24 protein-coding genes are annotated in these 25,586 nt (G+C 56.3%); 9 read left to right on the top strand and 15 right to left on the bottom strand.

Features of this window, described 5'->3' with window-relative positions:
• The first annotated feature begins 110 nt into the window (after positions 1–110).
• Together ACN1CO_RS13140 and ACN1CO_RS13135 are read left to right on the top strand one after the other, a co-directional pair.
• Positions 111–1,523 (top strand): glycoside-pentoside-hexuronide (GPH):cation symporter, encoded by a 1,413-nt coding sequence (locus ACN1CO_RS13140; protein ID WP_419139306.1) that lies wholly within the window; start codon positions 111–113, stop codon positions 1,521–1,523.
• Complete coding sequence (locus tag ACN1CO_RS13135) at positions 1,520–2,479, top strand: family 43 glycosylhydrolase (RefSeq protein WP_419139305.1); 960 nt, start codon at positions 1,520–1,522, stop codon at positions 2,477–2,479. The genes ACN1CO_RS13140 and ACN1CO_RS13135 overlap by 4 nt, the downstream gene beginning before the upstream one ends.
• Here the strand turns inward: ACN1CO_RS13135 and ampE are convergent.
• Together ampE and ampD are read right to left on the bottom strand one after the other, a co-directional pair.
• On the bottom strand, positions 2,461–3,315 hold the full coding sequence (gene ampE, locus ACN1CO_RS13130; RefSeq protein WP_419139304.1) for a beta-lactamase regulator AmpE: 855 nt from the start codon (positions 3,313–3,315) through the stop codon (positions 2,461–2,463). The two genes, ACN1CO_RS13135 and ampE, sit on opposite strands and share 19 nt — an antisense overlap.
• Before the next feature lie 16 nt (positions 3,316–3,331).
• Positions 3,332–3,883 (bottom strand): 1,6-anhydro-N-acetylmuramyl-L-alanine amidase AmpD, encoded by a 552-nt coding sequence (ampD, locus tag ACN1CO_RS13125; protein ID WP_419139303.1) that lies wholly within the window; start codon positions 3,881–3,883, stop codon positions 3,332–3,334.
• A gap of 197 nt (positions 3,884–4,080) precedes the next feature.
• Between ampD and nadC the strand changes: the two genes are divergently transcribed.
• From nadC to hofC, 4 genes are all read left to right on the top strand, one after another.
• Positions 4,081–4,977: a carboxylating nicotinate-nucleotide diphosphorylase gene (gene nadC / locus ACN1CO_RS13120; protein WP_419139302.1), complete on the top strand. Its 897-nt coding sequence runs from the start codon at positions 4,081–4,083 to the stop codon at positions 4,975–4,977.
• A gap of 175 nt (positions 4,978–5,152) precedes the next feature.
• The gene (ppdD, locus tag ACN1CO_RS13115; RefSeq protein WP_419139301.1) at positions 5,153–5,608 is read left to right on the top strand and encodes a prepilin peptidase-dependent pilin; all 456 of its coding nucleotides are present in this window, start codon (positions 5,153–5,155) and stop codon (positions 5,606–5,608) included.
• Entirely contained in the window at positions 5,595–6,980 is a 1,386-nt protein-coding gene (gene gspE / locus ACN1CO_RS13110; RefSeq protein ID WP_419139300.1) for a type II secretion system protein GspE, read from the top strand. Before ppdD ends, gspE begins: the two co-directional genes overlap by 14 nt.
• Positions 6,973–8,172, top strand: coding sequence for a protein transport protein HofC (gene hofC, locus ACN1CO_RS13105; protein WP_419139299.1), 1,200 nt, complete (start codon positions 6,973–6,975; stop codon positions 8,170–8,172). The genes gspE and hofC overlap by 8 nt, the downstream gene beginning before the upstream one ends.
• Before the next feature lie 25 nt (positions 8,173–8,197).
• Here the strand turns inward: hofC and ACN1CO_RS13100 are convergent, their stop codons facing one another.
• The gene (locus ACN1CO_RS13100; protein WP_419139298.1) at positions 8,198–9,238 is read right to left on the bottom strand and encodes a GMP reductase; all 1,041 of its coding nucleotides are present in this window, start codon (positions 9,236–9,238) and stop codon (positions 8,198–8,200) included.
• A gap of 233 nt (positions 9,239–9,471) precedes the next feature.
• Between ACN1CO_RS13100 and coaE the strand changes: the two genes are divergently transcribed.
• From coaE to yacG, 3 genes are read left to right on the top strand one after another with little or no spacing between them, the layout of a single operon-like run.
• Positions 9,472–10,080, top strand: coding sequence for a dephospho-CoA kinase (gene coaE, locus ACN1CO_RS13095; RefSeq protein WP_419139297.1), 609 nt, complete (start codon positions 9,472–9,474; stop codon positions 10,078–10,080).
• 4 nt (positions 10,081–10,084) lie between these two features.
• Positions 10,085–10,828 carry a cell division protein ZapD gene (zapD, locus tag ACN1CO_RS13090; protein WP_419139296.1) on the top strand — a complete coding sequence of 248 codons (744 nt, stop codon included), beginning with the start codon at positions 10,085–10,087 and terminating at the stop codon, positions 10,826–10,828.
• Positions 10,829–10,836: 8 nt separating this feature from the next.
• On the top strand, positions 10,837–11,034 hold the full coding sequence (yacG, locus tag ACN1CO_RS13085) for a DNA gyrase inhibitor YacG (protein ID WP_136196541.1): 198 nt from the start codon (positions 10,837–10,839) through the stop codon (positions 11,032–11,034).
• Positions 11,035–11,064: 30 nt separating this feature from the next.
• Here the strand turns inward: yacG and mutT are convergent, their stop codons facing one another.
• The 12 genes from mutT to murD all read right to left on the bottom strand — a co-directional run bounded on the left by mutT (position 11,065) and on the right by murD (position 25,584).
• Positions 11,065–11,460, bottom strand: coding sequence for an 8-oxo-dGTP diphosphatase MutT (mutT, locus tag ACN1CO_RS13080; RefSeq protein ID WP_419139295.1), 396 nt, complete (start codon positions 11,458–11,460; stop codon positions 11,065–11,067).
• Between the two features lie 154 nt (positions 11,461–11,614).
• Positions 11,615–14,320, bottom strand: coding sequence for a preprotein translocase subunit SecA (gene secA, locus ACN1CO_RS13075; RefSeq protein WP_419139294.1), 2,706 nt, complete (start codon positions 14,318–14,320; stop codon positions 11,615–11,617).
• 73 nt (positions 14,321–14,393) lie between these two features.
• Complete coding sequence (gene secM, locus ACN1CO_RS13070; protein ID WP_419139293.1) at positions 14,394–14,900, bottom strand: secA translation cis-regulator SecM; 507 nt, start codon at positions 14,898–14,900, stop codon at positions 14,394–14,396.
• Between the two features lie 300 nt (positions 14,901–15,200).
• Positions 15,201–16,118 carry a UDP-3-O-acyl-N-acetylglucosamine deacetylase gene (gene lpxC, locus ACN1CO_RS13065; RefSeq protein ID WP_419139292.1) on the bottom strand — a complete coding sequence of 306 codons (918 nt, stop codon included), beginning with the start codon at positions 16,116–16,118 and terminating at the stop codon, positions 15,201–15,203.
• Between the two features lie 101 nt (positions 16,119–16,219).
• Positions 16,220–17,374, bottom strand: coding sequence for a cell division protein FtsZ (gene ftsZ / locus ACN1CO_RS13060; protein WP_003854738.1), 1,155 nt, complete (start codon positions 17,372–17,374; stop codon positions 16,220–16,222).
• Positions 17,375–17,445: 71 nt separating this feature from the next.
• Positions 17,446–18,702, bottom strand: coding sequence for a cell division protein FtsA (ftsA, locus tag ACN1CO_RS13055; RefSeq protein WP_003854739.1), 1,257 nt, complete (start codon positions 18,700–18,702; stop codon positions 17,446–17,448).
• Positions 18,699–19,538, bottom strand: coding sequence for a cell division protein FtsQ (gene ftsQ / locus ACN1CO_RS13050; protein ID WP_419139291.1), 840 nt, complete (start codon positions 19,536–19,538; stop codon positions 18,699–18,701). Before ftsQ ends, ftsA begins: the two co-directional genes overlap by 4 nt.
• Before the next feature lies 1 nt (position 19,539).
• The gene (locus ACN1CO_RS13045) at positions 19,540–20,460 is read right to left on the bottom strand and encodes a D-alanine--D-alanine ligase (protein WP_419139290.1); all 921 of its coding nucleotides are present in this window, start codon (positions 20,458–20,460) and stop codon (positions 19,540–19,542) included.
• Positions 20,450–21,928 carry a UDP-N-acetylmuramate--L-alanine ligase gene (gene murC / locus ACN1CO_RS13040; protein WP_419139289.1) on the bottom strand — a complete coding sequence of 493 codons (1,479 nt, stop codon included), beginning with the start codon at positions 21,926–21,928 and terminating at the stop codon, positions 20,450–20,452. The genes ACN1CO_RS13045 and murC overlap by 11 nt, the downstream gene beginning before the upstream one ends.
• 70 nt (positions 21,929–21,998) lie before the next feature.
• The gene (gene murG, locus ACN1CO_RS13035; RefSeq protein WP_419139288.1) at positions 21,999–23,057 is read right to left on the bottom strand and encodes an undecaprenyldiphospho-muramoylpentapeptide beta-N-acetylglucosaminyltransferase; all 1,059 of its coding nucleotides are present in this window, start codon (positions 23,055–23,057) and stop codon (positions 21,999–22,001) included.
• Positions 23,054–24,268, bottom strand: coding sequence for a cell division protein FtsW (gene ftsW, locus ACN1CO_RS13030; RefSeq protein ID WP_419139287.1), 1,215 nt, complete (start codon positions 24,266–24,268; stop codon positions 23,054–23,056). Before ftsW ends, murG begins: the two co-directional genes overlap by 4 nt.
• A complete protein-coding gene (murD, locus tag ACN1CO_RS13025; RefSeq protein ID WP_419139286.1) occupies positions 24,268–25,584 on the bottom strand; it encodes a UDP-N-acetylmuramoyl-L-alanine--D-glutamate ligase in 1,317 nt (438 codons plus the stop codon). Before murD ends, ftsW begins: the two co-directional genes overlap by 1 nt.
• Positions 25,585–25,586 lie beyond the last annotated feature (2 nt).

The following is a 25,586-nucleotide window of genomic DNA, read 5'->3' as shown; positions in this document are numbered from 1 at the left end:
ACTTCTCTCCCCGCACCTGTTTTGTCCATCTTCATGACGAATTACTCCCGTTCATCTGGCTGATTTGCTGACAATAATTCCTGTTCACACTGGATGCGCAGGAGAAAACCATGAAAGGTACAGCCCTCCCGTTTCGGGAAAAACTGGGATATGGCATGGGTGATGCCGGATGCAACATGATTGGCGGTGCCATCATGCTTTTCCTTAATTACTTCTATACCGATGTTTTCGGTCTTGCCCCGGCGCTGGTGGGGACCCTGTTACTCTCAGTCAGGGTGCTGGATGCGGTCACCGATCCGATTATGGGCGCTATCGCCGATCGTACCCAGAGTCGCTGGGGCCGTTTTCGTCCCTGGCTGCTGTGGGTTTCCGTGCCCTATGTGGTCTTCAGCGTTCTGATGTTCACCACGCCAGACTGGACCTATCACAACAAGGTCATCTGGGCCTTCGTTACCTACTTCCTGATGTCGCTGACTTATACCGCCATTAATATTCCTTACTGTTCTCTGGGCGGCGTGATTACCAACGATCCCGGTGAGCGCGTCTCCTGCCAGTCATACCGCTTTGTCATGGTTGGCATCGCCACGCTGATCCTCTCTCTGTCACTGCTGCCGATGGCGGAGTGGTTTGGTGGCGAAGATAAAGCACGTGGCTATCAGATGGCGATGGCGGTGCTGGCCACGATAGGCCTGGCGATGTTTCTGTTCTGCTTTGCCACGGTACGGGAACGTATCCGCCCTGCCGTTCCGAGCAATGATGACCTGAAAAAAGATCTGCGTGACGTCTGGAAGAATGACCAGTGGGTACGCATTCTGCTACTGACCTTCTGTAACGTCTGTCCTGGCTTCATCCGTATGGCTGCCACCATGTATTACGTGACCTGGGTGATGGGCCAGTCAACGCACTTCGCCACACTGTTTATCAGCCTGGGGGTGATTGGCATGATGTTCGGCAGCACGCTGGCAAAACTGCTCACGGATCGCTGGTGCAAACTTAAAGTCTTTTTCTGGACCAATATCGCGCTGGCGCTCTTCTCCAGCGGCTTTTACTGGATCGATCCCCACGCCACCGTAATGGTCGTGGTCGCCTACTTTGTGCTCAATATCCTGCATCAGATCCCCTCTCCGCTGCACTGGTCGTTAATGGCGGATGTGGATGACTACGGGGAGTGGAAAACCGGCAAGCGCATCACCGGCATCAGCTTCTCCGGCAACCTGTTCTTCCTCAAGGTGGGACTGGCGGTGGCTGGTGCGATGGTCGGCTTTCTGCTGTCGATCTATGGCTACAATGCGGGCGCTAAACAGCAGTCCCCTGAGGCGATTAACGGCATCATGCTGCTCTTCACCATTATTCCGGGCGTCGGCTATCTGATTACCGCCGGTGTGGTGCGACTGATGAAGGTCGACCGCAAAATGATGATTACCATTCAGCAGGATCTCGCGCTGCGCCGCGAAAACTTCCATGAGTTACACACTGTTCGCCTGCGCGACGGTGTTGTTACGCCAACCGGAGATGTTAAATGACCGCAATCTTGCCGAATCCTTTTATTGAGCAGCGCGCCGACCCCTTTATCCTGCGCCATGAACAGCACTACTACTTTGTGGCATCGGTGCCCGAGTATGACAGGCTGGAGATCCGCCGCGCCACCACGCTGGCTGGTCTGCGCAGCGCCGAACCGGTTGTGGTCTGGCGCAAGCCTGAGAGCGGCCCGTGCAGCGAGTTAATCTGGGCACCCGAGCTGCACTACATTGACGGCAACTGGGTGATCTATTTCGCGGCAGCGCCGACGCGGGAGATCAAAGAGGGACTGTTTCAGCACCGGATGTATGCGCTGGTGTGTGAGGCGGCAGATCCGTTGCAAGGCGAATGGCAGCCCTGCCGCCGGGTCTTCAGCCAGTTCGACAGCTTCTCCCTGGATGCCACCCACTTCGTGCATCAGGGCAAAAACTGGTATCTCTGGGCGCAGAAAGATCCGGCCATTCCTGGAAACTCAAATCTCTACCTGGCCGAGTTGCTGAATCCCTGGACGCTGAAAGGCACACCGGTGATGCTGAGCCGGCCAGAATATGAGTGGGAGTGCGCAGGGTTTAGCGTGAATGAAGGTCCGGCGGTCATCCGTCACGGCGATCGGTTGTATGTAACCTACTCCGCCAGTGCCACCGATGAAAATTACTGTCTGGGGATACTGTCGATTGCCGCTGACGCTGACCCGCTTGATGTCGCCGCCTGGGAAAAATCGGCGCGGCCGGTCTTTGTCTCCAGCTGGGACAACCATCAGTATGGACCGGGACACAACAGCTTTACTCAGGATGAGGCGGGACGCGACGTGCTGGTTTACCACGCGCGTAACTACACTGAAATTGAGGGCGATCCGCTGTGGGATCCGAACCGCCATACCCGACTGAAATATTTCAGCTGGCGGGAAGATGGCACGCCCGATTTTGGCGTGCCACCAGCCGATTACACCAGCGTGCCGTAAATCGTCAGCAACGCGACGGCAACCACCAGCACCAGTGAAGTCTTTTTCGCTAACGCCACGGCAACCCGTGGCGTTTCGACTTTATCGGTGTGCGGATCGCGGGATAGGGAGAACTGTGCCAGCGTCGTCAGCACCTGATACTGAGAACGGTGACGATCGGTCAGCGAAGCAAACCACGCAGGCAGCGCTTTTTCGCCATGGCCCAGCAGCGCGTAAGCCACACCCGCCAGCCGCACCGGGATCCAGTCGAGCAGGTGCAGAATCGCATCCACGCCAGACTGCGAACGCGCCATCGGGGTACCGTGTTTTGCCAGCCAGCCTTGCCAGGCACGCAGAAACGCGTATCCCACCAGCAGCACCGGTCCCCACGGACCACCCACCACCAGCCAGAACATCGGCGCCAGATAGAAGCGGAAGTTAATCCAGATCAGCGCATTCTGCAGTTCGCGCAGGAACTCGCGCTCGCTGCATTCTACCGGCACGCCATGAATCATCGTCAACTCAGCCGCCATCGCCTGATGCGCCGCATCGTCGTCATGACTGGCCGCTTTCAGGTAGCTATGATAGTGCTTTCGCACTGAACCAGCACCGATACAGAGCAGTCCGGCTACGATCCAGAACAGGAGTTGCAGCACGCCAAACAGCAGGCCTTTCAGACTCCAGACCACCAGCGCGGTCAGCGCCATCGCCAGCACGGCCATCAGCAGGGTGCGCATCATGGAGAAATGGCGGCGATGGCGGAAGATTGGCTCCAGCCGGTGTTCGAGTTGCCAGTGCTCGCCCAGTTTAAACAGGCGCTCCCAGCCTAAAACCAATAACAAGGTAAACAACGTCATACTGACTCCGCAAAAATCAGGATTTTTGCTGCGTTAACAGCTGTTTGTAGTAGTCCCAGTCAAAAGCAGGTCCGGGATCGGTTTTACGTACCGGCGCGATGTCGCTGTGCCCCGTGATACGTGAAGGCGTTACCGGATAGTGTTGCAGCAGCAGCCAGGTTACCTGCTGCAGAGCCCGATATTGCGCTTCGCTATACGGCTCGCTGTCTGTCCCTTCCAGCTCGATACCAATGGAGAAGTCGTTGCAGTTTTCACGTCCTTCAAACTGCGAAATGCCCGCATGCCAGGCGCGTTTATCAAAGGGGACATACTGCACGATCTCCCCGTCACGACGAATCAGGCAGTGTGCCGCCACTTTGAGCGCGGCGATATCCGCAAAATAGGGATGGGCATCCGGCGGCAGGGTGCCGGTGAACAGTTTGTCGATCCACGGACCGCCAAATTCACCGGGTGGCAGGCTGATATTGTGAATCACCAGCAGTGAGGGCGCCTCATTATCAGGCCGCTCATTGCAATGCGTTGACGGCACGTGACGCACACCGGTCAGCCAGCCCTGTTTGATTTTCATACCGGTTTTCCTTGTTTCACCTGGCTGAGAATAGCATGAATAATAAAGGATTCTTGCCTCTTAGTGTGTCGGTCAGGTGACATTAAATCGCTGCTTGTTAAGGATACTAAACAAAATACACTCTGTTGCTGGAACCTGATGCCGGTTCAGGCTATTGTGACCGCCTCTGTCATTTCCGTTTCTGGAGTAAAACACCTATGTCATCCCGTGGTTATGATCCCGACAGCCGCCGTCAGGCATTGATTAAACGCATTGAAAGTGACATCCCGGATGCTGTTGCGCTGGCGTTAAAAGAGGATCTTGGTGGTGAGGTTGATGCTGACCGCGATATTACTGCGCAGCTGTTGCCCGCCGATACCCTGGCCCATGCGCAGGTCATCACCCGTGAAGCCGGTGTTTTCTGTGGTAAACGCTGGGTCGAAGAGGTATTTATTCAACTTGGCGCGCACGCAACGCTGAACTGGCATGTCGAAGATGGCGATCAGATCGAGGCTGACCAGCTGCTGTTTGAAATCAGTGGCCCTGCTCGCCTGCTGCTGACCGCCGAACGTACGGCGCTTAATTTCGTGCAGACGCTCTCGGGTGTTGCCACCGAAGTCAGCCGCTATGTCGCACTGCTGGCGGGAAGTCAGACGCAGTTGCTGGACACGCGCAAAACCCTGCCCGGACTCCGGACTGCACTGAAATATGCCGTGCTGTGCGGCGGTGGCAGTAACCATCGTCTGGGCCTCTCTGACGCTTATCTGATCAAAGAGAACCATATTATTGCCAGCGGATCGATTGCTCAGGCGGTGGAAAGAGCGCAATGGCTGCAGCCCGATGTGCCGGTTGAAGTGGAGGTAGAGTCGCTGGAGGAGTTGCGTCAGGCACTGGAGGCTGAAGCCGACATCGTGATGCTGGATAACTTCAGCCTGGAAGCGATGCGTGAAGCTGTCGAACTCAACCAGGGAAGGACGCTGCTGGAGGTTTCCGGCAACGTGACCGAAACCACCCTGCCGCAGATCGCCCTGACCGGCGTGGACTATGTGTCGGTTGGCGCGCTGACCAAGCATGTGCGGGCGCTGGACCTCTCGATGCGTTTCAGACAAAAGTAGCCTGCCTCGCCGTAACCTGACACGGCAATTTTGCGATCCCGCTTCCGGCGCAGTTTCGACTGCGCTGCAATGCTGAAATTTCTTCACATCACGCTTTCCACTCTGCTGATCTCTGGCTGTCTTTCATTGCCCTCTATTTCTAACCTGTCGCCTTCTTAAATCAGGAGACGATGTGATGAATTATCAACGTGGATTTACGCTGGTTGAACTGATGATTGTGGTCGGTATCGTGGCGATCTTAAGCGCCATTGGCCTGCCCGCTTATCAAAACTATCTGCAGCGCGCTGCCCTCACCGACATGCTGCAAACGATGGTGCCCTATAAAACGGCGGTAGAGCTTTGCGCCATGGAGCGTGGTGGCCCGACCCAGTGTCAGGCCGGAGAGGCCGGGATTCCGGCAGCCAGAGGTTCGCGCTATGTCTCGGCACTGAGCGTGACCAATGGGGTGATTACGCTGACCGGCCAGGAGAGCCTCAATGGGCTGAGCGTAGAAATGCTGCCGATCTGGGACAGCACCGAGGGCGGTATCAGCTGGCAACGCAGCTGCACCAGCAGCAACAACAGCCTGCGCGACAATTGCCTGGAGCAGTTCCGGTTTGCGGATAAAGGAGCCAGCGATGAACAAGCCTGATGAGGCGATCGCGGCATTGTGTCAGCGCTATCGCGCCACGGTGTTGCATCACGATGCGAGTCAGCTGCGTGTTGCCGTCGCGGAGAACGTCCCACCGGGACTGGCTGAGGCACTCCATTTTGCCAGCCAGTGTCAGATTGAGATCGAATGCTGGCCGCAGGCCCGGCTCGACCAGCTTCAGCACGCAGACGCGCCGCTGGTGGCGCGCGAAGAGGCACCCGCCGAGTCAGCGATTGAAGCGACACAGCTGATTCTGCGTCAGGCGCTGGAGCGGCGCGCCTCCGATGTGCATATCGAACCCTGCCGCGATGGCCTGCGGGTGCGACTGCGCATCGATGGCGTACTGCATCCGCTCTCTTCACTGCCTTCTACTCAGCCCGCGGCATTGCTGGCACGACTGAAGATCCTCGGCGGGCTGGATATCGCCGAACGCCGGTTACCGCAGGATGGTCAGTTCAGCATGGAGATCGCCGGTAAACCCGCCTCGTTTCGCCTGGCGACCTTACCCATCTACGGCGGTGAGAAAGCGGTGGTCCGGCTGCTGCAGAGTGAAAGCGCAGCGCTGTCTCTTGATAAGCTCGGCTTACCCGCGGCGCAGCTGCGTCTGTTCTGTGCCGCACTGGCCCAGCCGCAGGGACTGATTCTGGTGACCGGCCCCACCGGCAGCGGCAAGACGTTTACGCTCTACAGCGGACTCAGTGCCCTGAATAAGCCGGAAAAAAATCTGTGCAGCGTTGAAGATCCGATTGAGATCCCGTTGCCCGGCATTAACCAGACACAGATCCACAGCAAAAACGGTCTCGACTTTAACCGCGTGCTGCGGGCGTTGTTGAGGCAGGATCCGGATGTGATCATGGTGGGCGAGATCCGCGATGCTGAAACCGCGGAGATTGCGGTGAAAGCAGCGCAGACCGGGCACCTCGTACTTTCGACGCTGCACACCAACTCCACCGCCGAGACGCTGACCCGGTTGCGACAGATGGGAATTCCGGGTTATCTGCTGGGACCGGCGCTGAAACTGATCGTTGCTCAGCGCCTGGTCAGACGCCTCTGCCCCCATTGCCGTCAGCCCGCCCAGGCGGTGGCGCACTATCCTGCGGAACTCTGGCCCGGCACCCTGCAAACCTGGCGGGCGCCCGGCTGTGACCACTGCTTTTCCGGCTATTTTGGCCGGCTGGCGCTGTTTGAACTGCTGCCGATCAATGCCAGGCTGCAAAATGCGATCGCCGCCGAGATGCCGCTGGAGAATCTGCTCAGTCTGGCGAAACAGCAGGGATTGCGCACCCTGCTGGTTTCCGGCCTGGAGGCAGTAAGCCGGGGCGATACTTCGCTGGAAGAGATGCAAAGGGTGATTGGGCTGGAGGATGGCTAATGCAGCGCTATTCAGCTGGCAGGCGGTCGATAGTCAGGGCCAGTTATGCAGTGGTCAGTTACTGGCTGTCGACAGTGACAACCTGCTGCAGATGCTGGCGCAGCGCGATCTTCTGCCGGTGAGCTGGAAGCGTGAAAAAGTCTGGCGACAGGGGGACTGGAAGTGGCAGCACAAAACCGACCTGATTCGCCAGCTGGCTACCCTGCTCAAAGCGGGCCTGCCACTGGCAGAGAGTCTGGCTTTGCTGGCGGAAGGCCATCCGCATGCGGGCTGGCGCGCCCTGATGCTCGCTCTGCATCATCGGGTCCTCAGCGGTGCCCCTTTTTCACAGGCATTGCGTGAGTGGCCGCAGATCTTTCCGTCCCTCTATCCGGCCCTGATGGAGGTGGGTGAACTCACCGGTCAGCTGGACGTCTGTTGCAGCGAGCTGGCCCAGCAGCAGATCCGCCAGCAGCAGTTATGGCATCAGGTGGTGAAGGCGCTGCGCTATCCCCTGTTTATTCTGCTGGTGGCGATCGCTGTCACCTGCGGCATGCTGCTGTTCGTGCTGCCGGAATTTGTGGCGGTTTATGACTCTTTTGACGCGCCGTTGCCCGCTTTTACGGCAGCGGTAATGCAGTTATCAGCCACGCTTCAGGAATGGGGTGGTGTGCTGGCCTTTAGTGTTTCGCTGCTGCTGGCTGGATGGCATCAGCTGCGACGACGCTCTGCGGGCTGGCAACGCCGTGAACAGGCGCTTTTCCTGCGCATCCCACTGCTTTCCGGGTTGTGGCGCGGCACGCAACTGACGCAGATCTACACCATCCTGAATCTCACCCAGCGCGCCGGGTTAACCCTGTTACAAGGGCTGGCTGCCGTGGAAGTCACGCTCTCATCGTTACTCTGGCGGGAAGCGATGGCTGGATTGCAGCAGCACATTGCTCAGGGGAGCCCTCTACATCAGGCGCTGATCAATCACCCGTTGTTCACCCCCTTGTGTGGTCAGTTAATTCGGGTCGGTGAAGAGGCGGGCGCACTGGATTTGATGCTGGCACGACTGGCGGAGTGGCATGAGGCAGAAACGCGAGAACGCGCTGACACGCTGGCAGCGTCGCTGGAACCGATGATGATGGTGGTGATTGGCGGGATTGTCGGCACGCTGGTGATTGCGATGTATCTGCCGGTGTTCGGGCTGGGGGATGCCATGCATTAAGGGGCGCACGCTGCGCCCCGGATGACTATCGGTTGAAGACGCGGTTCTCCTGCTCGTTAACCCGGATAAAGGTCGTGCGCTTTGTCAGCTCTTTCAGGCGCTCTGCTCCGACGTAAGTACAGGCAGAACGCAGTCCCCCCAGAATATCTCGCGCGGTATCAGCGACCGGCCCGCGCAACGGCAGTTTCACCGTTTTACCTTCGGCGGCACGATACTGTGCGACACCACCGACATGACGCTTCATCGCCGATTCGGAGCTCATGCCGTAAAAGAGCATAAAGCTTTCGCCATTCTCTTCAACAACCTGCCCTTCACACTCATCATGTGCAGCCAGCATACCACCCAGCATCACGAAGTCTGCGCCGCCGCCAAAGGCTTTGGCGATATCACCCGGCACAGAACAACCGCCATCACTGACAATCTGTCCGCTTAAGCCATGCGCCGCATCGGCACACTCAATAACAGCAGAAAGCTGTGGATAGCCTACGCCGGTTTTCACACGGGTTGTGCAGACCGATCCCGGGCCAATGCCGACTTTAACAATATCCGCGCCGGAGAGGATCAGCTCCTCCACCATTTCACCTGTGACCACGTTACCGGCACAGATGGTTTTAGTCGGGAAGGTTTCACGTGCCCGCTGCAGGAAATCGACAAAATGCTGTGAGTAACCGTTGGCCACGTCGATGCAGATAAACTGCAGATCGTCTGACAGCGCCATAATCGCAACCAGTTTACTGAGGTCGGCCTCTGAGGTGCCGGTTGAAACCATCACATGTTTCTGGACTGACGCAGGCACACGCTGAATAAATGCGCGCCAGTCCTCTGCACTGTAATGCTTGTGGACAGCAGTGAGGATATTGAAGCTGGCCAGCGCCTCGGCCATCGAAAATGTGCCGACGGTATCCATGTTGGCGGCGATGATCGGTACGCCGCTCCAGCTCAGGCCCGAATGTCTGAAGGTAAAGCTGCGTTCCAGCTCAACCTGTGAGCGACTTTGCAGCGTGGAGCGTTTGGGGCGGATTAAGACATCTTTAAAGCCCAGTTTCAGATCTTCTTCAATACGCATAAATAGTGTCCTGGTAAGTGGCAACGAATCGGTGTTCACGAAGTAAGCACAGCTCCAGTGGCGTTATGATACGCGCCTCTCACTGCGCGACAAGACTGCGAATTTCACTTTATTTACGCTACAATCCGTTAAATTTAGTTGTGCTTTATCGGTGTGATCTGACGCGCATTTTTGCGTTTTATAGCCAGATCGTTACCCTGAACCCATGTCGTAAAAGAAGTCAGGTGAGAAACATGCCCTATATCGTCGCGCTTACAGGGGGGATCGGCAGTGGAAAAAGTACGATTGCCCAGGCATTCGCCGCGTCTGGCGTGGAAATTATTGATGCTGACCTGATCGCCCGTGAAGTTGTTGAACCTGGCACGCCGGCTTTGCAGGCCATTCAGGCGCGCTACGGTGCGTCTATAGTGACAGAACAGGGGATGCTTGATCGTAAACGACTTCGCGACATTATTTTTCAGCAGCCGGAGGAGAAAAGCTGGCTAAACGCGCTGCTCCATCCGCTGATAAACGCCCGGACGCGACAACTGATCGCCCAGGCCACCTCACCTTATGTGCTCTGGGTGGTGCCATTACTGGTGGAAAACCAGTTACAGCACCAGGCTGATCGGGTACTGGTTGTCGATGTCGATGAGGCAACGCAGTTAGCGCGGACTCAGCAGCGTGACCATCTTTCCGTCGAGCAGGCGAAACGTATTCTTGCCGCACAGGCCACGCGCCAGCAGCGCCTCGCCTGTGCCGATGACATTATTGATAACAGTGGCGAGCCCGACGACGCCTTGCCACAGGTTGCCGAACTCCATCATCGCTATCTCAGGCTGGCGGCAACGAAACAGGATTAATACCATGAGCACACCCGTTCTGTTTGAACACCCACTGAATGAAAAAATGCGAACCTGGTTACGGGTTGAGTTTTTGATTAATCAGTTAGATGAAACTACACCACTGGATAAGACCGTCAATGCGCTGACCTTTTTTCGCCTGATTGGCGAGTTGCTCGATATTTTCGAGCGCGGCGATATGCGAACAGAACTGTTAAAAGAGCTGGAGCGTCAGCAGCAAAAATTACGCGCCTGGGCTGATGTGCCCGGTGTCGATATGACGCTGGTGGATGCCCTGCGCGATAAACTCAAAATTCAGTCAACGCAGTTGATGAATGCCCCGCGTATGGGCCAGCAGCTCCGCGAGGATCGTCTGATTGCCCTGGTGCGCCAGCGACTGAGCATCCCTGGCGGATGCTGCAGCTTTGATTTGCCGGGCCTGCACATCTGGCTCCATCTGCCGCAGGAAACGCGCGATGCTCAGGTTGAAGCCTGGATGCAGACGCTGGAGCCGCTGCATCATGCGCTGGCAATGGTACTGGATCTGATCCGCCAGTCCGGCGCGTTCCACATGCAGACCAGTCTTAATGGTTTTTATCAGGATAATGCTGAGGGTGCCGATCTGCTGCGACTGCAGTTGTCGCTGGAGGATGCGCTCTATCCACAGGTGTCCGGACATAAAAGCCGCTACGCCATTCGTTTTATGCCACTTGATAGTGAGCGCGGTGAAGTTCCGGCCCGCCTTAACTTCCAGTTGGCCTGTTGTTAGAGGTAAACATGCAGCAAGAAGTCATGACCGTTTCCTGTCCGCAGTGCGGTAAAGATGTGATCTGGGATGAGCTCAGCCCGTGGCGCCCTTTTTGCAGTAAGCGCTGTCAGCTCATCGATTTAGGTGAATGGGCCGCAGAAGAGAAACGCATTCCCAGCAGCGACGATATGAACGACAGTGATAACTGGAGCGAAGAAGATCGCTGATAACCGGATGGGGCGCGCTGCCCCATCCGCTCAGAGTTCGCCTGCGACCAGACGCGCAATCAGCTGATGATTCGCGGGCGGAAACTCTTCTGCCACCAGCGCATGCTGATCAACCCAACGCTGCGGCTGCCCCTCTTTACCCCACGGCTCACCGTTCCATCCTTCAACCAGAAAGAAATGCAGCGTCACGCGCAGATCGTCATAGCTGTGGTCTGCATGACCAATCGGGCGAGCCTCGGTGACTTCAATGCCGGTCTCTTCCTGAAGCTCTCTTATCAGTCCCTGTTCGGCGCTTTCGCCCGCTTCAATCTTACCGCCAGGAAACTCCCACTTGTTCGCCATGTAAGAGGTCGCCGCGCGCTGGGCAAGGAAAATTTGTTTACTGGCATTGCGAATAATGCCAACTGCAACCTGCAGGTGCTTCATGGAGACTATCCGGTTGTAATAGGTGAATGAAGACTGATTTTAGAGCATGCGGTCACGGAAGTTAACCGCTTTAGCCAGGCGCTGGTGCACTCACTGCGCTGTCAGAGGCCATAAAAAAAGGAGCCAGCGGCTCCTTTTTTATCAGCATTCAGTCTCAGGCGATGCGGCCATGACACTGCTTAAACTTTTTACCGGAACCACATGGGCAAGGATCGTTGCGGCCAACTTTGCGTTCGCCACTCTGCTCCGCCACAGGTTCTGATGCCAGCAGATCTTCCTCTACATGGCTCAGTTGCTGTTGCTGTGCCAGACGTTCAGCTTCTTCGCGACGTTGTTGCTCCATCGCTTCCACTTCTTCTGGCATACGCACCTGCACTTTGCTCAGCGTACTGATCACTTCATATTTCAGTGATTCAAGCATCGCAGCAAACATAGCGAAGGATTCACGCTTGTACTCCTGCTTCGGATCTTTCTGTGCATAGCCGCGCAGATGGATACCCTGACGCAGATAGTCCATGGCTGCCAGATGCTCTTTCCACAACGAATCCAGCGTCTGCAGCATCACGCCTTTTTCAAAGTTTCGCATCATTTCCGCGCCCACGATCTCCTCTTTCTCTGCGTAGCTTTCCATGGCATGCGTCATGATGCGCTCACGCAGCACCTCTTCATGCAGGTCAGGTTCTTTATCCAGCCACTCTGCAATCGGCAGGTTCAGATCGAAGTCAGCACGCAGACGCTCTTCCAGGCCTGGCACGTCCCACATTTCTTCCAGCGACTGTGGCGGAATGTAGGTATCAATCGTCACTTTGTAGACATCGTGGCGAATGCTGTTGATGGTTTCGCTAACATCAGACACATCCAGCAGCTCATTACGCTGACTGTAGATCGCGCGACGCTGGTCATTCGCCACATCATCATATTCCAGCAGCTGCTTACGAATATCGAAGTTACGGCTTTCAACTTTACGCTGTGCGTTGGCAATCGCTTTAGTCACCCACGGATGCTCAATCGCTTCGCCTGGTTTCATGCCCAGTTTACGCATCATATTTGAGACGCGATCTGAGGCGAAAATACGCATCAGCGCATCTTCCATCGACAGATAGAAGCGTGAAGAACCGGCATCACCCTGACGACCGGCACGACCACGCAGCTGGTTATCGATACGACGTGATTCGTGACGCTCAGTACCGACAATGTGCAGACCACCAGACGCCAGAACCGCATCATGGCGAATCTGCCATGCCGCTTTAATCTCTTCGATTTGCGCTTCAGTTGGCTCTTCCAGTTCAGCCACTTCAGCGTGCCAGCTACCGCCCAGCATAATGTCCGTACCACGACCGGCCATGTTGGTCGCGATAGTGACCGCACCCGGCTGACCGGCCTGCGCCACGATATCCGCTTCGCGGGCGTGGAATTTGGCGTTCAGGACGTTATGTTTGATACCGGCGCGGGTCAGTTCATTAGAGACCACTTCTGATTTTTCAATCGAGATGGTGCCCACCAGCACCGGCTGACCATTGGCTGTGCGCTCACGGATATCTTCGATGATGGCATCGATCTTCTCTTTCTCGGTCATGTAGACCAGGTCAGCCAGATCTTTACGCACCATCGGACGGTTAGTCGGCACGACAATGGTGTCGAGCTTGTAAATAGAGCTGAATTCGAACGCTTCGGTATCAGCAGTACCGGTCATACCGGCCAGCTTCTCGTAAATACGGAAGTAGTTCTGGAAGGTGATCGAGGCCAGCGTCTGGTTCTCGTTCTGAATCTCGACGCCCTCTTTCGCTTCAATCGCCTGATGCAGACCATCAGACCAGCGACGACCCTGCATAGTACGGCCGGTGTGTTCATCAACAATCACCACTTCGCCATCTTTCACGATGTAATCAACATCGCGGGTGAAGAGTGCATGCGCACGCAGCGCCGCAGTAACGTGATGCATCAGCATGATGTTAGTCGGAGAGTAGAGTGACTCACCCGCTTCCATGATGCCCTGGCTGACCAGCAACTCTTCCACTTTTACCAGACCGCGCTCAGACATGTGAGCCTGACGCGCTTTCTCATCGACCCAGAAGTCGCCTTCACCCTGATGGGTTTCGGTATCTTCTTTATCCTGGCGAACCAGATGAGGGATGATCTTGTTCACTTTGGTGTAGAGATCAGAACTGTCTTCTGCCGGACCAGAGATGATCAACGGCGTACGCGCTTCATCGATCAGGATGGAGTCGACCTCATCCACCAGCGCATAGTGCAGTTTACGCTGTACGCGCTCTTCCGGGCTGAAAGCCATGTTGTCGCGCAGGTAGTCGAAACCATATTCGTTGTTGGTGCCGTAGGTAATGTCTGCTGCATATGCTTCACGCTTCGCTACAGCTGGCAGGCCCGACATGTTGATACCAATGCTTAAACCCAGGAATTCAAACAGTGGACGGTTGTTTTCCGCATCACGCTGTGCCAGATAGTCGTTGACGGTAACCACGTGAACGCCTTTGCCGGACAGCGCATTCAGGTAGGCTGGCAGCGTTGCGGTCAGGGTTTTACCTTCACCGGTACGCATCTCAGCGATACAACGGTCGTTCAACACCATGCCGCCGATCAGCTGCACATCGAAGTGACGCATCCCGAACACACGTTTACTCGCTTCACGCACGGTCGCGAACGCTTCCGGGATCAGACTTTCCAGCGTTTCACCTTTTTTCAGGCGCTCGCGGAACAGGTCGGTTTTGGCTTTCAGCTCATCGTCAGAGAGCTTCACAAAATCGGGCTCCATCTTATTGATGACGTCTACCACTTTGCGCATACGACGCAGCGTACGATCGTTACTGCTACCAAAAACCTTGGTTAATATTTTGCTAAACATAATAAATATATTCTCAATTCAGCCGGAGCATTCCGGACTGCGAAATCTAAACAGAGTGAGTAAACCAATACTATTAGCAGAACAATCGGGCGGGTCCGGCGCGGATGCCATGCACGCTGGCATGCCATTCTACCCATGAGCGGGTAACGGCCATGAAGAGAGGCGGAGTTATCATCTGCTGCGGTGCAGTGTGCAGCGCAGAATGTGATGTGAGTAAATTATGCAGTGAGTCGATTAGCGCCAGCTTTTGGGCCGCCAGCGGTAACTGTTGTTGCTCCGCCTGCGCCTGAGGCGTAAGCGTGAAAGAGAGATGACGGATAACGGTACGGATGGCGTGCTGATGCCAGTAATCCACGCTGAAGCTCGGGCGTCGGGATGCTTCCTGAAGCCGGATTAAGTGATCAAAGCGTGTGGCATTGCCGAGAAAGAGACTGCTGGCCGGAGATTCAGATGACGCGTTGAGTTCGGAGCTTTGCGCACAGGCTGGCAGGCCAAAGCTGGCCGCTACCATCCCTAACAGGAGATGGGGCCAGAAATAGCGTCTACCTAATTGTCGCCAGCGCTGAAGAATCCCGATCACAACCTTTCCATCGCGCACGCTCTGTTGCGCTCTTGTTTTCGTGAACCCGCCGCGAGCCGCAACGGATTTTGGCCTGTAAAAGCGCCACAGATAGTAACATTAATGTGGGGCATCCACACCTGGGTTTAAAGTAGCGACGTGAGAAAACGCGTGTGATTGTTCAGCAATTCAGCAGAACAGACAACGCTTTGCGAGTGAGGTCGCAGTCATCAGGTGTGTTATGGAAGGCAATAAAAAACGGCTGGCGCCGCTGACCGGAGAGGGTGTCAGCATAACCAGCCGTTTCACGTTCTGGGGTAGTTAAGCCAGAACCAGATTCGGTGCTTTGAATGCCACTGGCAGTTCAGCTTCGTCTTCGAAGGTTGCCCATTCCCAGGCTTCCTGCTTCGCCAGAACCGCTTGCAGCAACTTGTTGTTCAGCGCGTGGCCTGATTTGAACGCAGTGAATGCGCCAATGATGTTGTGACCACACATAAACAAGTCGCCAATCGCGTCCAGCATTTTGTGACGGACAAACTCGTCTTCAAAACGCAGACCTTCTTCATTCAGTACGCGGAAATCATCCAGACCTATCGCACAATCTAAGCTACCGCCCAGGCACAGGCCTTTAGACTGCAGATATTCGATTTCACGCATAAAGCCAAATGTACGCGCCCGGCTGATTTGACGAACAAAGGCGTCAGCAGAGAAGTTCATCGCATAGCGCTGTGAGCTGGAATCGATCGCCGGGTGTTTGAAGTCGATGGTGAAATCCAGCGAGAAACCGTTGTACGGTTTGATCTCGGCCCATTTGTCACCCTCTTCCACACGCACGTTCTGCTTAACACGCACAAATTTCTTCGCGCTGTTAAGCTGCTCGATGCCCGCATCCATCAGCAGATAGATGAACGGTGCTGCGCTGCCATCCATGATCGGGATTTCTGGCGCATCGACTTCAACAATGATGTTGTCGATACCCAGACCCGCCAGGGCGGCATTGAGGTGTTCAACCGTTGAAATACGCACGCCTTCATCATTCACCAGGCAGGTACTCAGCATGGTGTCGCGCACGTATTTTGCATCAGCCGGAAAATCTACCGGTGGATTCAAGTCGGTGCGACGATAGATGACCCCGGTATTAGCCGACGCAGGGCGTAATGTCAGTGTGACTTTTTTGCCGGTATGTAAACCGACACCAGTCGCCTGAACAATACGTTTTAATGTCCTTTGTTTGATCATCGTATTATCTCGCAATATCACCTTTCCGACCGCCAGTATACTTTACCAGCGGACAGACACTTTAGCACAAAGAGCGGAGAATCCCAATTATAGGGTTAATCCTAGTCGGCCTGCTTACGTAAAAAGGCCGGAATATCAAGATAGTCAGGCTCTTTGTTCGACTGCGCAGCCTGGTCGTTAACGACTTTGGCAGCAGGTTTCTGCTCCTGCGGCAGCGGTGACATACCGTGCTGCTGATAGCGATGATCCATCACTGGCTGACTGGCTGGCTTGTTAGTAACCAGCGTGATTTCCGGACGCTTGTCCATGCCGATACCGGTTGCCACCACAGTGACGCGCAGTTCGTCATTCATTTCCGGATCAAGCGAAGTACCGATTACCACGGTCGCGTTGTCAGAGGCGAAGGCGCGGATAGTGTTACCCACGGTTTCGAACTCATCCAGACGCAGGTCGAAGCCCGCAGTAATGTTGACCAGCACGCCACGCGCGCCTGACAGGTCGATATCTTCCAGCAGTGGGCTGGAGATTGCCATTTCAGCCGCTTCTTCCGCACGATCTTCACCGCACGCAACGCCTGAACCCATCATCGCATAGCCCATTTCAGACATGACGGTACGCACGTCAGCAAAGTCGACGTTCATCAGGCCCGGACGGGTGATCAGCTCGGCGATACCCTGGACTGCGCCTTTCAGCACGTCGTTGGCAGCACCAAATGCATCCAGCAGGGAGATACCACGGCCCAGCACTTTCAGCAGCTTGTCGTTTGGAATGGTGATCAGTGAATCGACATGCTTAGAGAGTTCAGCGATCCCCTGCTCGGCAAACGCCATGCGCTTTTTGCCTTCGAAGTTGAACGGCTTGGTGACAACGGCCACCGTCAGGATACCGAGGTCCTTGGCCACTTCAGCGACCACAGGTGCTGCACCGGTACCGGTACCGCCGCCCATGCCTGCTGCGATGAAGACCATGTCTGCCCCTTCCAGCGCAGCCCGCAGTGCTTCGCGATCTTCTTCTGCAGAGTTACGGCCCACTTCCGGGTTCGCACCCGCACCCAGACCTTTGGTAATGTTATTACCGATCTGAATGGTCTGGCCGACAGCTGTTTTACGCAGCGCTTGCGCGTCGGTATTCACAGCAAAGAATTCCACACCTTCGATACGCTCGCGTACCATGTGCTCTACGGCGTTACCGCCGCCGCCACCGACGCCGATGACTTTAATCACCGCGTCGTTGGTTAATTCCATAGGTTCAAACATGATTTCTCTCCGTTATGTGCCTGTCGCCTGGAGATCACTAAAGAAAACAGCATGATCCCCTTTCACAAAAATTAAAACTCTTTTTTTAACCAACTGTTAATACGCTTGAACCAGTTACCTACTGAGACCCGTTTTTCGGTCTCTGCATCACCGTTCATGTGCGACTCTTTGCCGTAATGCAACAGTCCCACGGCAGTGGAGTAGTACGATTCCTGCGCATAGTCAGTCAGGCCGGTAATATTCAGCGGCTGTCCGATACGCACCTGCGTATGGAATACGCGTTGCGCACAGGCCGCCAGTCCTTCGATTTGCGCTGCACCACCGGTCAGGACAATGCCTGCGGCTAAGTGATGCTTTACGCCCTGCTGACGCAGTTGTTCCTGTAACTGCAGAATCTCGTCATTGACCAGATTCAAAAGTTCGGTGTAACGCGGCTCAATCACTTCCGCCAGCGTCTGACGTTGCAGGCTGCGCGGTGGACGTCCACCCACGCTTGGCACTTCAACGTTCTCATCTTTGCCGACAATCGAGCCCAGCGCGCAACCATGGCGCACTTTGATTGCCTCAGCATCCGTTGGCGGTGTGCCGAACGCGTAGGCTATATCGCTGGTGACCACGTTGCCTGCATACGGAATAACCTTAGTGTGCCGTAAAGCGCCGCCGGTATATACGGCTATGTCCATTGTACCGCCACCAATATCGACAACACACACGCCCAGCTCACGTTCGTCTTCAGTCAGAACGGCAAAACTGGAGGCGAGACCGGCAAAAATCAGCTGATCCACTTTCAGTCCGCAACGCTCAACGGCTTTAACGATGTTCTTCGCCATGTCGTTGTGGCAGGTGATCAGGTGCACTTTCGCCTGCATACGCACACCGGAAAGCCCGACCGGATTCTTAATCCCTTCCTGATAGTCGATGGCGTATTCCTGAGGAATCACGTGCAGGATGCGATGCTCGTCACGTACTCTCACCGACTTGGCGGTGTGTACGACGTTCTCTACATCATCCTGAGTCACTTCCTCTTCCGAAATCGGAACCATCCCGATTTCGTTCTGACAACTAATATGTTTGCCCGATAAAGCAAGGTAGACGGAGGAGATCTGGCAGTCTGCCATCAGCTCAGCCTGATCGATGGCGCGCTGAACGCATTTCACCACCGACTCAAGGTCGTTTACGCCACCTTTATCCATACCACGGGAAGGACAGCTGCCCACCCCAATAATGTTGACCATACCATCGGGCAGAATTTCCCCAACCAGGGCGGCAACCTTCGCAGTGCCGATTTCGAGTCCAACTACCAGTTTTCTGTCCGTTGCCTTGATCATTGTTGTTTAGCCTGTGCCTGGTTCTGTTGCTGATTACTGTCCTGTGGCTCCATCACGACCGGTGTCCAGCCAACAGAAGCGCCAGAGTCGTACCGCAAATCCACGTAGCTGATACGTTTGCTCTCGTTCTGACCTTGCTGCTGCAGCACCGGGTAGAGCTCAATAAAGCGATTCAGTCGTTTCATGGTGTCGCTGCGTCCCAGTTCGATACGTACATCATCGCTGGTGACCAGCTGCCATGAACGACGCGCCGTCATCGACGCCACCTTCAGGGTAAACTTCTGGGCTTTCAGCACATCATCCATGCTGTGATAGCCCGCCAGGACCTCTTTCTCACTCCCTTCTGGCCCATACAACATCGGCAGTGTTTCTTTGCCGACATGACTGGCGGGTACGCTGAAGGCGTTACCGTCAGCGTCCACCATATGCAAATCGTTCCAGCGCGCCACCGGCGTGTACTCCACCAGATGGATCTTCAGTTCATCCGGCCACTGCTTACGCACGCTGACCTGCTTAATCCACGGCAGCCGCTCAATCTGCTGCTGCAGGATGTCCACGTTCTGAGACATAAAAGTCCCGGGCGGACCCAGCGACAAAATCGCCTGACGAATATCGTCATGAGTGGTGTAGTGCGTCTGTCCTGTCACCACCAGTTTTGACAACGGCAGCCGGGACGCATCGTTCATCCACTTCACCACCACCAGCCCGCCAGCAACCATAATCCCGATTACGATCAGCAGGAAAAAAATGCCGAACAGTCGGGCTCCGTTACTGCGCCCGGTGCGAATACGCTCCTGCGGTTCACGGTTTCGAACTCTCATCGCCGCCTGTGACATATCAGTCGGCCAGCTCCAGAATATGGGCAACCAGCTGCGGGAAGCTCATGCCCGCCTGTTTCGCTGCCATAGGAACCAGGCTGTGGCTGGTCATGCCTGGCGAGGTATTGGCTTCCAGTAACTGAAAGCGCCCTTCCCCATCGGTCATCACATCAACCCGTCCCCAGCCGCGACATCCCAGCGCACGCCAGGCCGCCAGCACCAGCTGCTGCAATTCAGCTTCACGTTCAGCGCTTAAGTCGGCCGGACAGACGTACTGAGTATCGTCAGAAATGTATTTAGCTTCATAGTCATAGAACTCGCTGGCGCTCTTTATTTCAATTGAGGGCAGAATGCGATCGCCCACAATCGCGACGGTGTACTCCGCGCCGCTGAGAAACGCCTCGACCAGTACATCATTGTCGTACTTAAACGCCATCTCCAGTGCTGCCGGCAGCGCGCTCAGATCGTTAACACGACTGATGCCCACGCTGGAGCCTTCACAGGCTGGCTTCACAAATAATGGCAGGCCAAGCGCGGCAATCGCCGCGTTACTTTCCTCATCCAGCCCGGCATCAAACTGCTGACGCGTCAGCCAGACAAACTTTCCTGACGGTAAACCACGACCCTGCCACAGCAGTTTGGTGCGCAGCTTATCCATCGTCACCGCCGATGCCATCACGCCGCTGCCGGTGTAAGGCAGTTGCAGGAACTCCAGCACCGCCTGCATCGTGCCATCTTCACCGCCACGACCATGCAGTGCGATAAAGGCTTTGGTGAATCCCTGCTCTTTCAGCGTCAGTACGGAGACATCGCGGGTATCGATGCCATGCGCATCAATGCCCATTTCCCGCAATCCGGCAATTACTGCCTGACCCGAGTTGAGTGAAACCTCGCGCTCTGCCGAGGTGCCGCCCATTAAAACTGCAACTTTATCCGCCATGACGATCCTCCGCTTTGCGTTCCGGCTGGAGCTTCGTGTCCGCCAGTTTGCGGGCAACCTTGCCGACGTTACCGGCACCCTGCACCAGAATCAGGTCATTGCCTGACAGCAGCGGCGCCAGCATCTCCGGCAGTGCGTCATGTTCCGGCACCAGAATCGGATCGACCTTGCCCCGGTTACGAATGGCACGGCACAGCGAACGGCTGTCAGCGCCAGGAATCGCGGTCTCACCGGCGGAGTAAACATCCAGCATCAGCAACACATCGACATGCGACAGCACGTTAGCGAAATCATCAAACAGATCGCGGGTACGGCTGTAACGGTGCGGCTGAAACACCATCACCAGTTTTTTATCCGGCCAGCCTGCGCGCGCGGCTTTAATCGTCGCGTCCACTTCGGTTGGGTGATGACCGTAATCATCCACCAGCATCGCGGTGCCCGGCTGGCCGTTGACCGGCTCTGTCGGGAATTCACCCAGCAGATCAAAGCGACGCCCTGTGCCCTGGAAACTCTCCAGCGCAGCCAGGATGGCATTGTCTTCAATGCCCTCTTCCGTGGCGACGGCGACGGCGGCTGCCGCGTTCAGGGCGTTGTGACGACCCGGCGCGTTCAGCGTAATCTGCAGCGGCGCTTTGTCCTGACGGATCAGGGTGAAATGCCCCTGCGCGCCACTCTGCTCGTAGTTTTCAATGCGCAGATCCGCATCGTCACTGAAACCGTACGTGGTGATGTGACGGCCCACCCGTGGGATCAGGTCACGAATAACCGCATCATCCACACACATCACCGCACGACCGTAAAACGGCAGGTTGTGCAGGAAGTTAATAAACGTCTGCTTCAGGTTCTCGAAATCACCCTGATAGGTGTCCATATGGTCAGCTTCAATGTTGGTCACAATCGCCACCATCGGCTGCAGATGCAGGAACGACGCATCGCTCTCATCCGCTTCAGCAATCAGATACCGGCTGTGACCCAGACGGGCATGGGTACCTGCTGCTTTAACCAGTCCGCCGTTAACGAAGGTCGGATCGAGACCCGCTTCCGCGTAAATACTCGACACCATCGCCGTAGTCGTCGTTTTGCCATGCGTACCCGCGACGGCGATGCCGTGACGGAAACGCATCAGTTCCGCCAGCATCTCCGCGCGACGGATCACCGGGATACGCTGTTCGCGTGCCGCCACCAGTTCCGGGTTGTCCTGCGAAACGGCGCTGGAAACGACCACCACGCTGGCATCGGTCACGTTTTCGGGGCGATGGTTAAAGTAAATGGTGGCACCCAGCGCAATCAGGTTCTGCGTCACCGGGTTAGGGGCCAGATCTGAACCGCTGATATGGTAGCCTTCATTTGCTAACACTTCGGCAATACCGCCCATGCCAGCACCGCCGATGCCGACAAAATGGATGTGCCGGACGCGACGCATCTCGGGCACGATAGAACGCAGTTTTGCCAATTGTTGTGTATTCATCGCTCTCTGTTACCTGCTATTTCAGTTTGTACCCAGTCCGGGTACAGGTCAGACGCGCTGACCGGAATGATTACTTTGCGGCGCGAGCCACTTCCTGAGCGACCCGTTCAGTCGCATCGGGGATCGCCACCTGACGAGCCTGTTCAGCCATCGTCAGCAGTGTTGCGCGATCCCAGTGGCGTAGCAGATCCGCTACAGCCTCCGCAGTAAATTGCGGCTGCTCAAAGATTCTGGCGGCGCCCGCTTTCTCCAGCGGCAGCGCGTTCCAGTACTGCTGGCGATCTTTGTGCTGAAACGGCACGAAAATCGCCGGTAAACCAGCGGCAGCGACTTCGCTCACGGTTAACGCGCCGGAGCGGCACACCACCACATCAGCCCAGGCGTAGGCAGCGGCCATGTCATCAATAAACTCGGTCACCTTATGCTGCGTCTGACCGGCCTGCTGATACGCTTTCCCGGTTTCGGGCAGCGCTCCTTTACCGGTCTGATGCCACAGGGTGATCTCGTCACCTACCAGCGCCGCAATCTGCGGCAGCGTCTGGTTCAGTATCCGCGCGCCCTGACTTCCGCCAATCACCAGCACCCGAATCGGGCCATGACGATCCGCCAGACGTTGCGCGGGTAAAGGCAGTGCCAGAACATCAGTGCGAACCGGATTTCCCACCACATCGGCGGCAGGAAACGCGCCCGGAAACGCCTGCAAAACTTTGGTGGCGATCTTCGCCAGCCATTTATTGGTCAGGCCGGCAATACCGTTCTGCTCATGCAGCACCACCGGAATACCGCAGCTCCATGCCGCTAAGCCGCCAGGACCAGAAACGTAGCCGCCCATGCCCAGCACCACATCCGGCTGCCAGGCTTTCATGATGCGACGCGCCTGACGCCATGCATTGAAGATGCGCAGCGGTGCCAGCAGCAACGCTTTCATGCCTTTCCCGCGTAATCCACTGATGCGGATGAAGTCGATGTCGATGCCGTGCTTTGGCACCAGATCGGCTTCCATACGGTCGGCGGTGCCTAACCAGCGAACCTGCCAGCCCTGTTCCATCAGATGATGGGCGACAGCCAGACCGGGAAAAACATGTCCGCCGGTTCCACCTGCCATCACCATCAGTCGCTTACCGCTCATCGACCACCTCGGGTAAACGCCTGCGCTTTCGCCAGGCGCGTTTCATAATCTATGCGTAATAAAAAGACGATGGCGGTCGACATAATGATCAGACTCGATCCACCGTAACTGATCAGCGGTAAGGTCAGACCTTTGGTCGGTAACATACCGGCGGCAGCCCCGACGTTAACCAGCGCCTGGAAGCTGAACCAGACACCGATTGAACAGGCTAAAAAGCCGGAAAAACGCTGATCCAGTTCCAGAGCACGACGGCCAATCGACATCGCACGAAAAGCGACGAAGAATACCATTAAAAGTGCCATTACCACACCGACGTAGCCGAGTTCTTCCCCGATGATGGCGAAAATAAAGTCGGTATGCGCTTCCGGCAGATATTCCAGCTTTTGCACGGAGTTACCGAGTCCCTGCCCCCAGAATTCACCGCGACCAAATGCCATCAGTGACTGGGTTAGCTGGTAGCCGCTACCAAAGGGATCTTCCCACGGGTTCCAGAACGACGTCACACGGCGCATACGGTAGGGTTCTGCAATGATCAGCAGAATTACCGCAAAGATGCCGGAGCCGATGATGGCCATGAACTGCCACAGCTTGGCACCCGCCAGGAACAGCATCGCCAGCGTAGTCACAAACAGCACAACCACCGTACCGAGGTCCGGCTGCGCCAGCAGTAACACCGCCAGCACGACCATCACGCCCATCGGCTTACAGAAGCCCCAGAAGTTGTTTCGCACCTCTTCCACTTTGCGCACCAGGTAACTGGCGAGATAGCAGAACAGGGAGAGCTTCGACAGCTCCGCAGGCTGGATACGCAGTGGACCCAGCGCGATCCAGCGCGATGCACCGTTAACCGAGCTACCGACCACCAGAACAATCAGCAGCATCGCCACCGTGACCATCAGCATCACGTTGCTGTAGCGTTGCCAGAAGTCCATCGGCACCCGCAGCGTGACCAGCGCCATCGCCACGGCCAGCACGATGTAGAAAGCATCACGCTTGGCGAAGTAGAAAAGATCGTTATTCAGACGCTGACCCACCGGCATTGACGCCGACGTCACCATCACAAAACCAATCACCGCCAGGCCCAGCGTCAGCCATAACAGTGTGCGGTCATAGAGCACCAGCGAGGAGTCATCACTTTCGCGTGCGCCCATCACCCAGTCTTTCAGGCGTCCTGAGAAATATCCTGCCAGTCCGGCACCAGGAATACGCATCAGCTCAGCTCCTTCGCCAGTTGCGCGAACTGCTCACCGCGCTGCTCAAAGTTACGGAACTGGTCAAGGCTGGCGCAGGCCGGCGACAGCAGAACCATATCGCCTGCTTTAACCTGCGGCGCGATCTGCTCCATCGCCTGTCGCAGGGTTTCAGTGCGCACGGCGATCTCAGGACGCAGTGCGGCCAGCTCATCGCCGTCGCGGCCAAAGCAATACAGGCGCACATTGTCGCCCTGCAGCCAGGGGGTCAGTGGCGTAAAATCGGCTGACTTACCATCACCGCCCATCAGCAGCCACAGCGTTCCCTCAACCTGCAGGCCATTCAGTGCCGCTTCGGTGCTGCCGACGTTGGTTGCTTTGGAGTCATTAATCCAGCGCACGCCCTGATGTTCATGGACCAGCTGGAAGCGATGCGCCAGACCGTTGAAGTGCGTTAAGGCCGCCAGGCTTGAAGCGCGTGGCAGGCCCACCGCATCGGCCAGCGCCAGCGCCGCCAGTGCGTTGGTGTAGTTATGCTGTCCCACCATCTTCATTTCAGCAGTGTTCAGGACTTTCTCGCCTTTCACCCGCAGCCAGATACTGCCCTGCTGCTTGTTGAGGTGATAGTCCCCGAAATCGACACCAAAGCTGACACAGCGGGTATCCGCGCCGCGTACCGGCATTGTCAGCGCGTCATCGGCGTTAACGATGCAGATCTGTGCATTCTCATAGACCCGCAGCTTGGCGGCGCGATACTGCTGCATACCCAGCGGATAGCGATCCATATGATCTTCGCTGACGTTGAGCACGGTTGCCGCAGCCGCTTTCAGGCTGTGCGTGGTCTCAAGCTGGAAGCTGGAGAGTTCCAGGACATAAAGTTGCGCTGGTGATTGCAGCAGACTCAGCGCAGGCAGACCGATATTGCCACCGACCCCCACCTGCCAGCCTGCGGCTTTCGCCATTTCGCCCACCAGCGTAGTAACGGTGCTTTTACCGTTGGAACCCGTGATCGCCACGATAGGTGCCTGCGCCTCGCGGCAGAACAGCTCAATGTCACCGACGATTTCGATTCCGGCTTCGACGGCTTCGCTAAGAATCGGATGCGACAGCGCGACGCCCGGGCTGGCAACAATCAGATCGGCCGCCAGCAGCCAGTCACCGTTGATGCCGCCAAGGTGACGTTCAACCTGCCCGGGTAATTTATCCAGCCCCGGCGGCGAGACACGGGTGTCCATCACGCGAGGCGTTACGCCCTGCGCTAAAAAGAAATCAACACAGGAGAGCCCGGTAAGGCCCAGCCCGATGATGACGACTTTTCTACCCCGATAGTCAGCCATGA

Source organism: Pantoea sp. R13S299, assembly GCF_048515925.1.
GTDB lineage: Bacteria > Pseudomonadota > Gammaproteobacteria > Enterobacterales > Enterobacteriaceae > Pantoea.
Note: the sequence above shows the minus strand (reverse complement) of the source record. Positions and strands in the feature narration are given on the sequence as shown.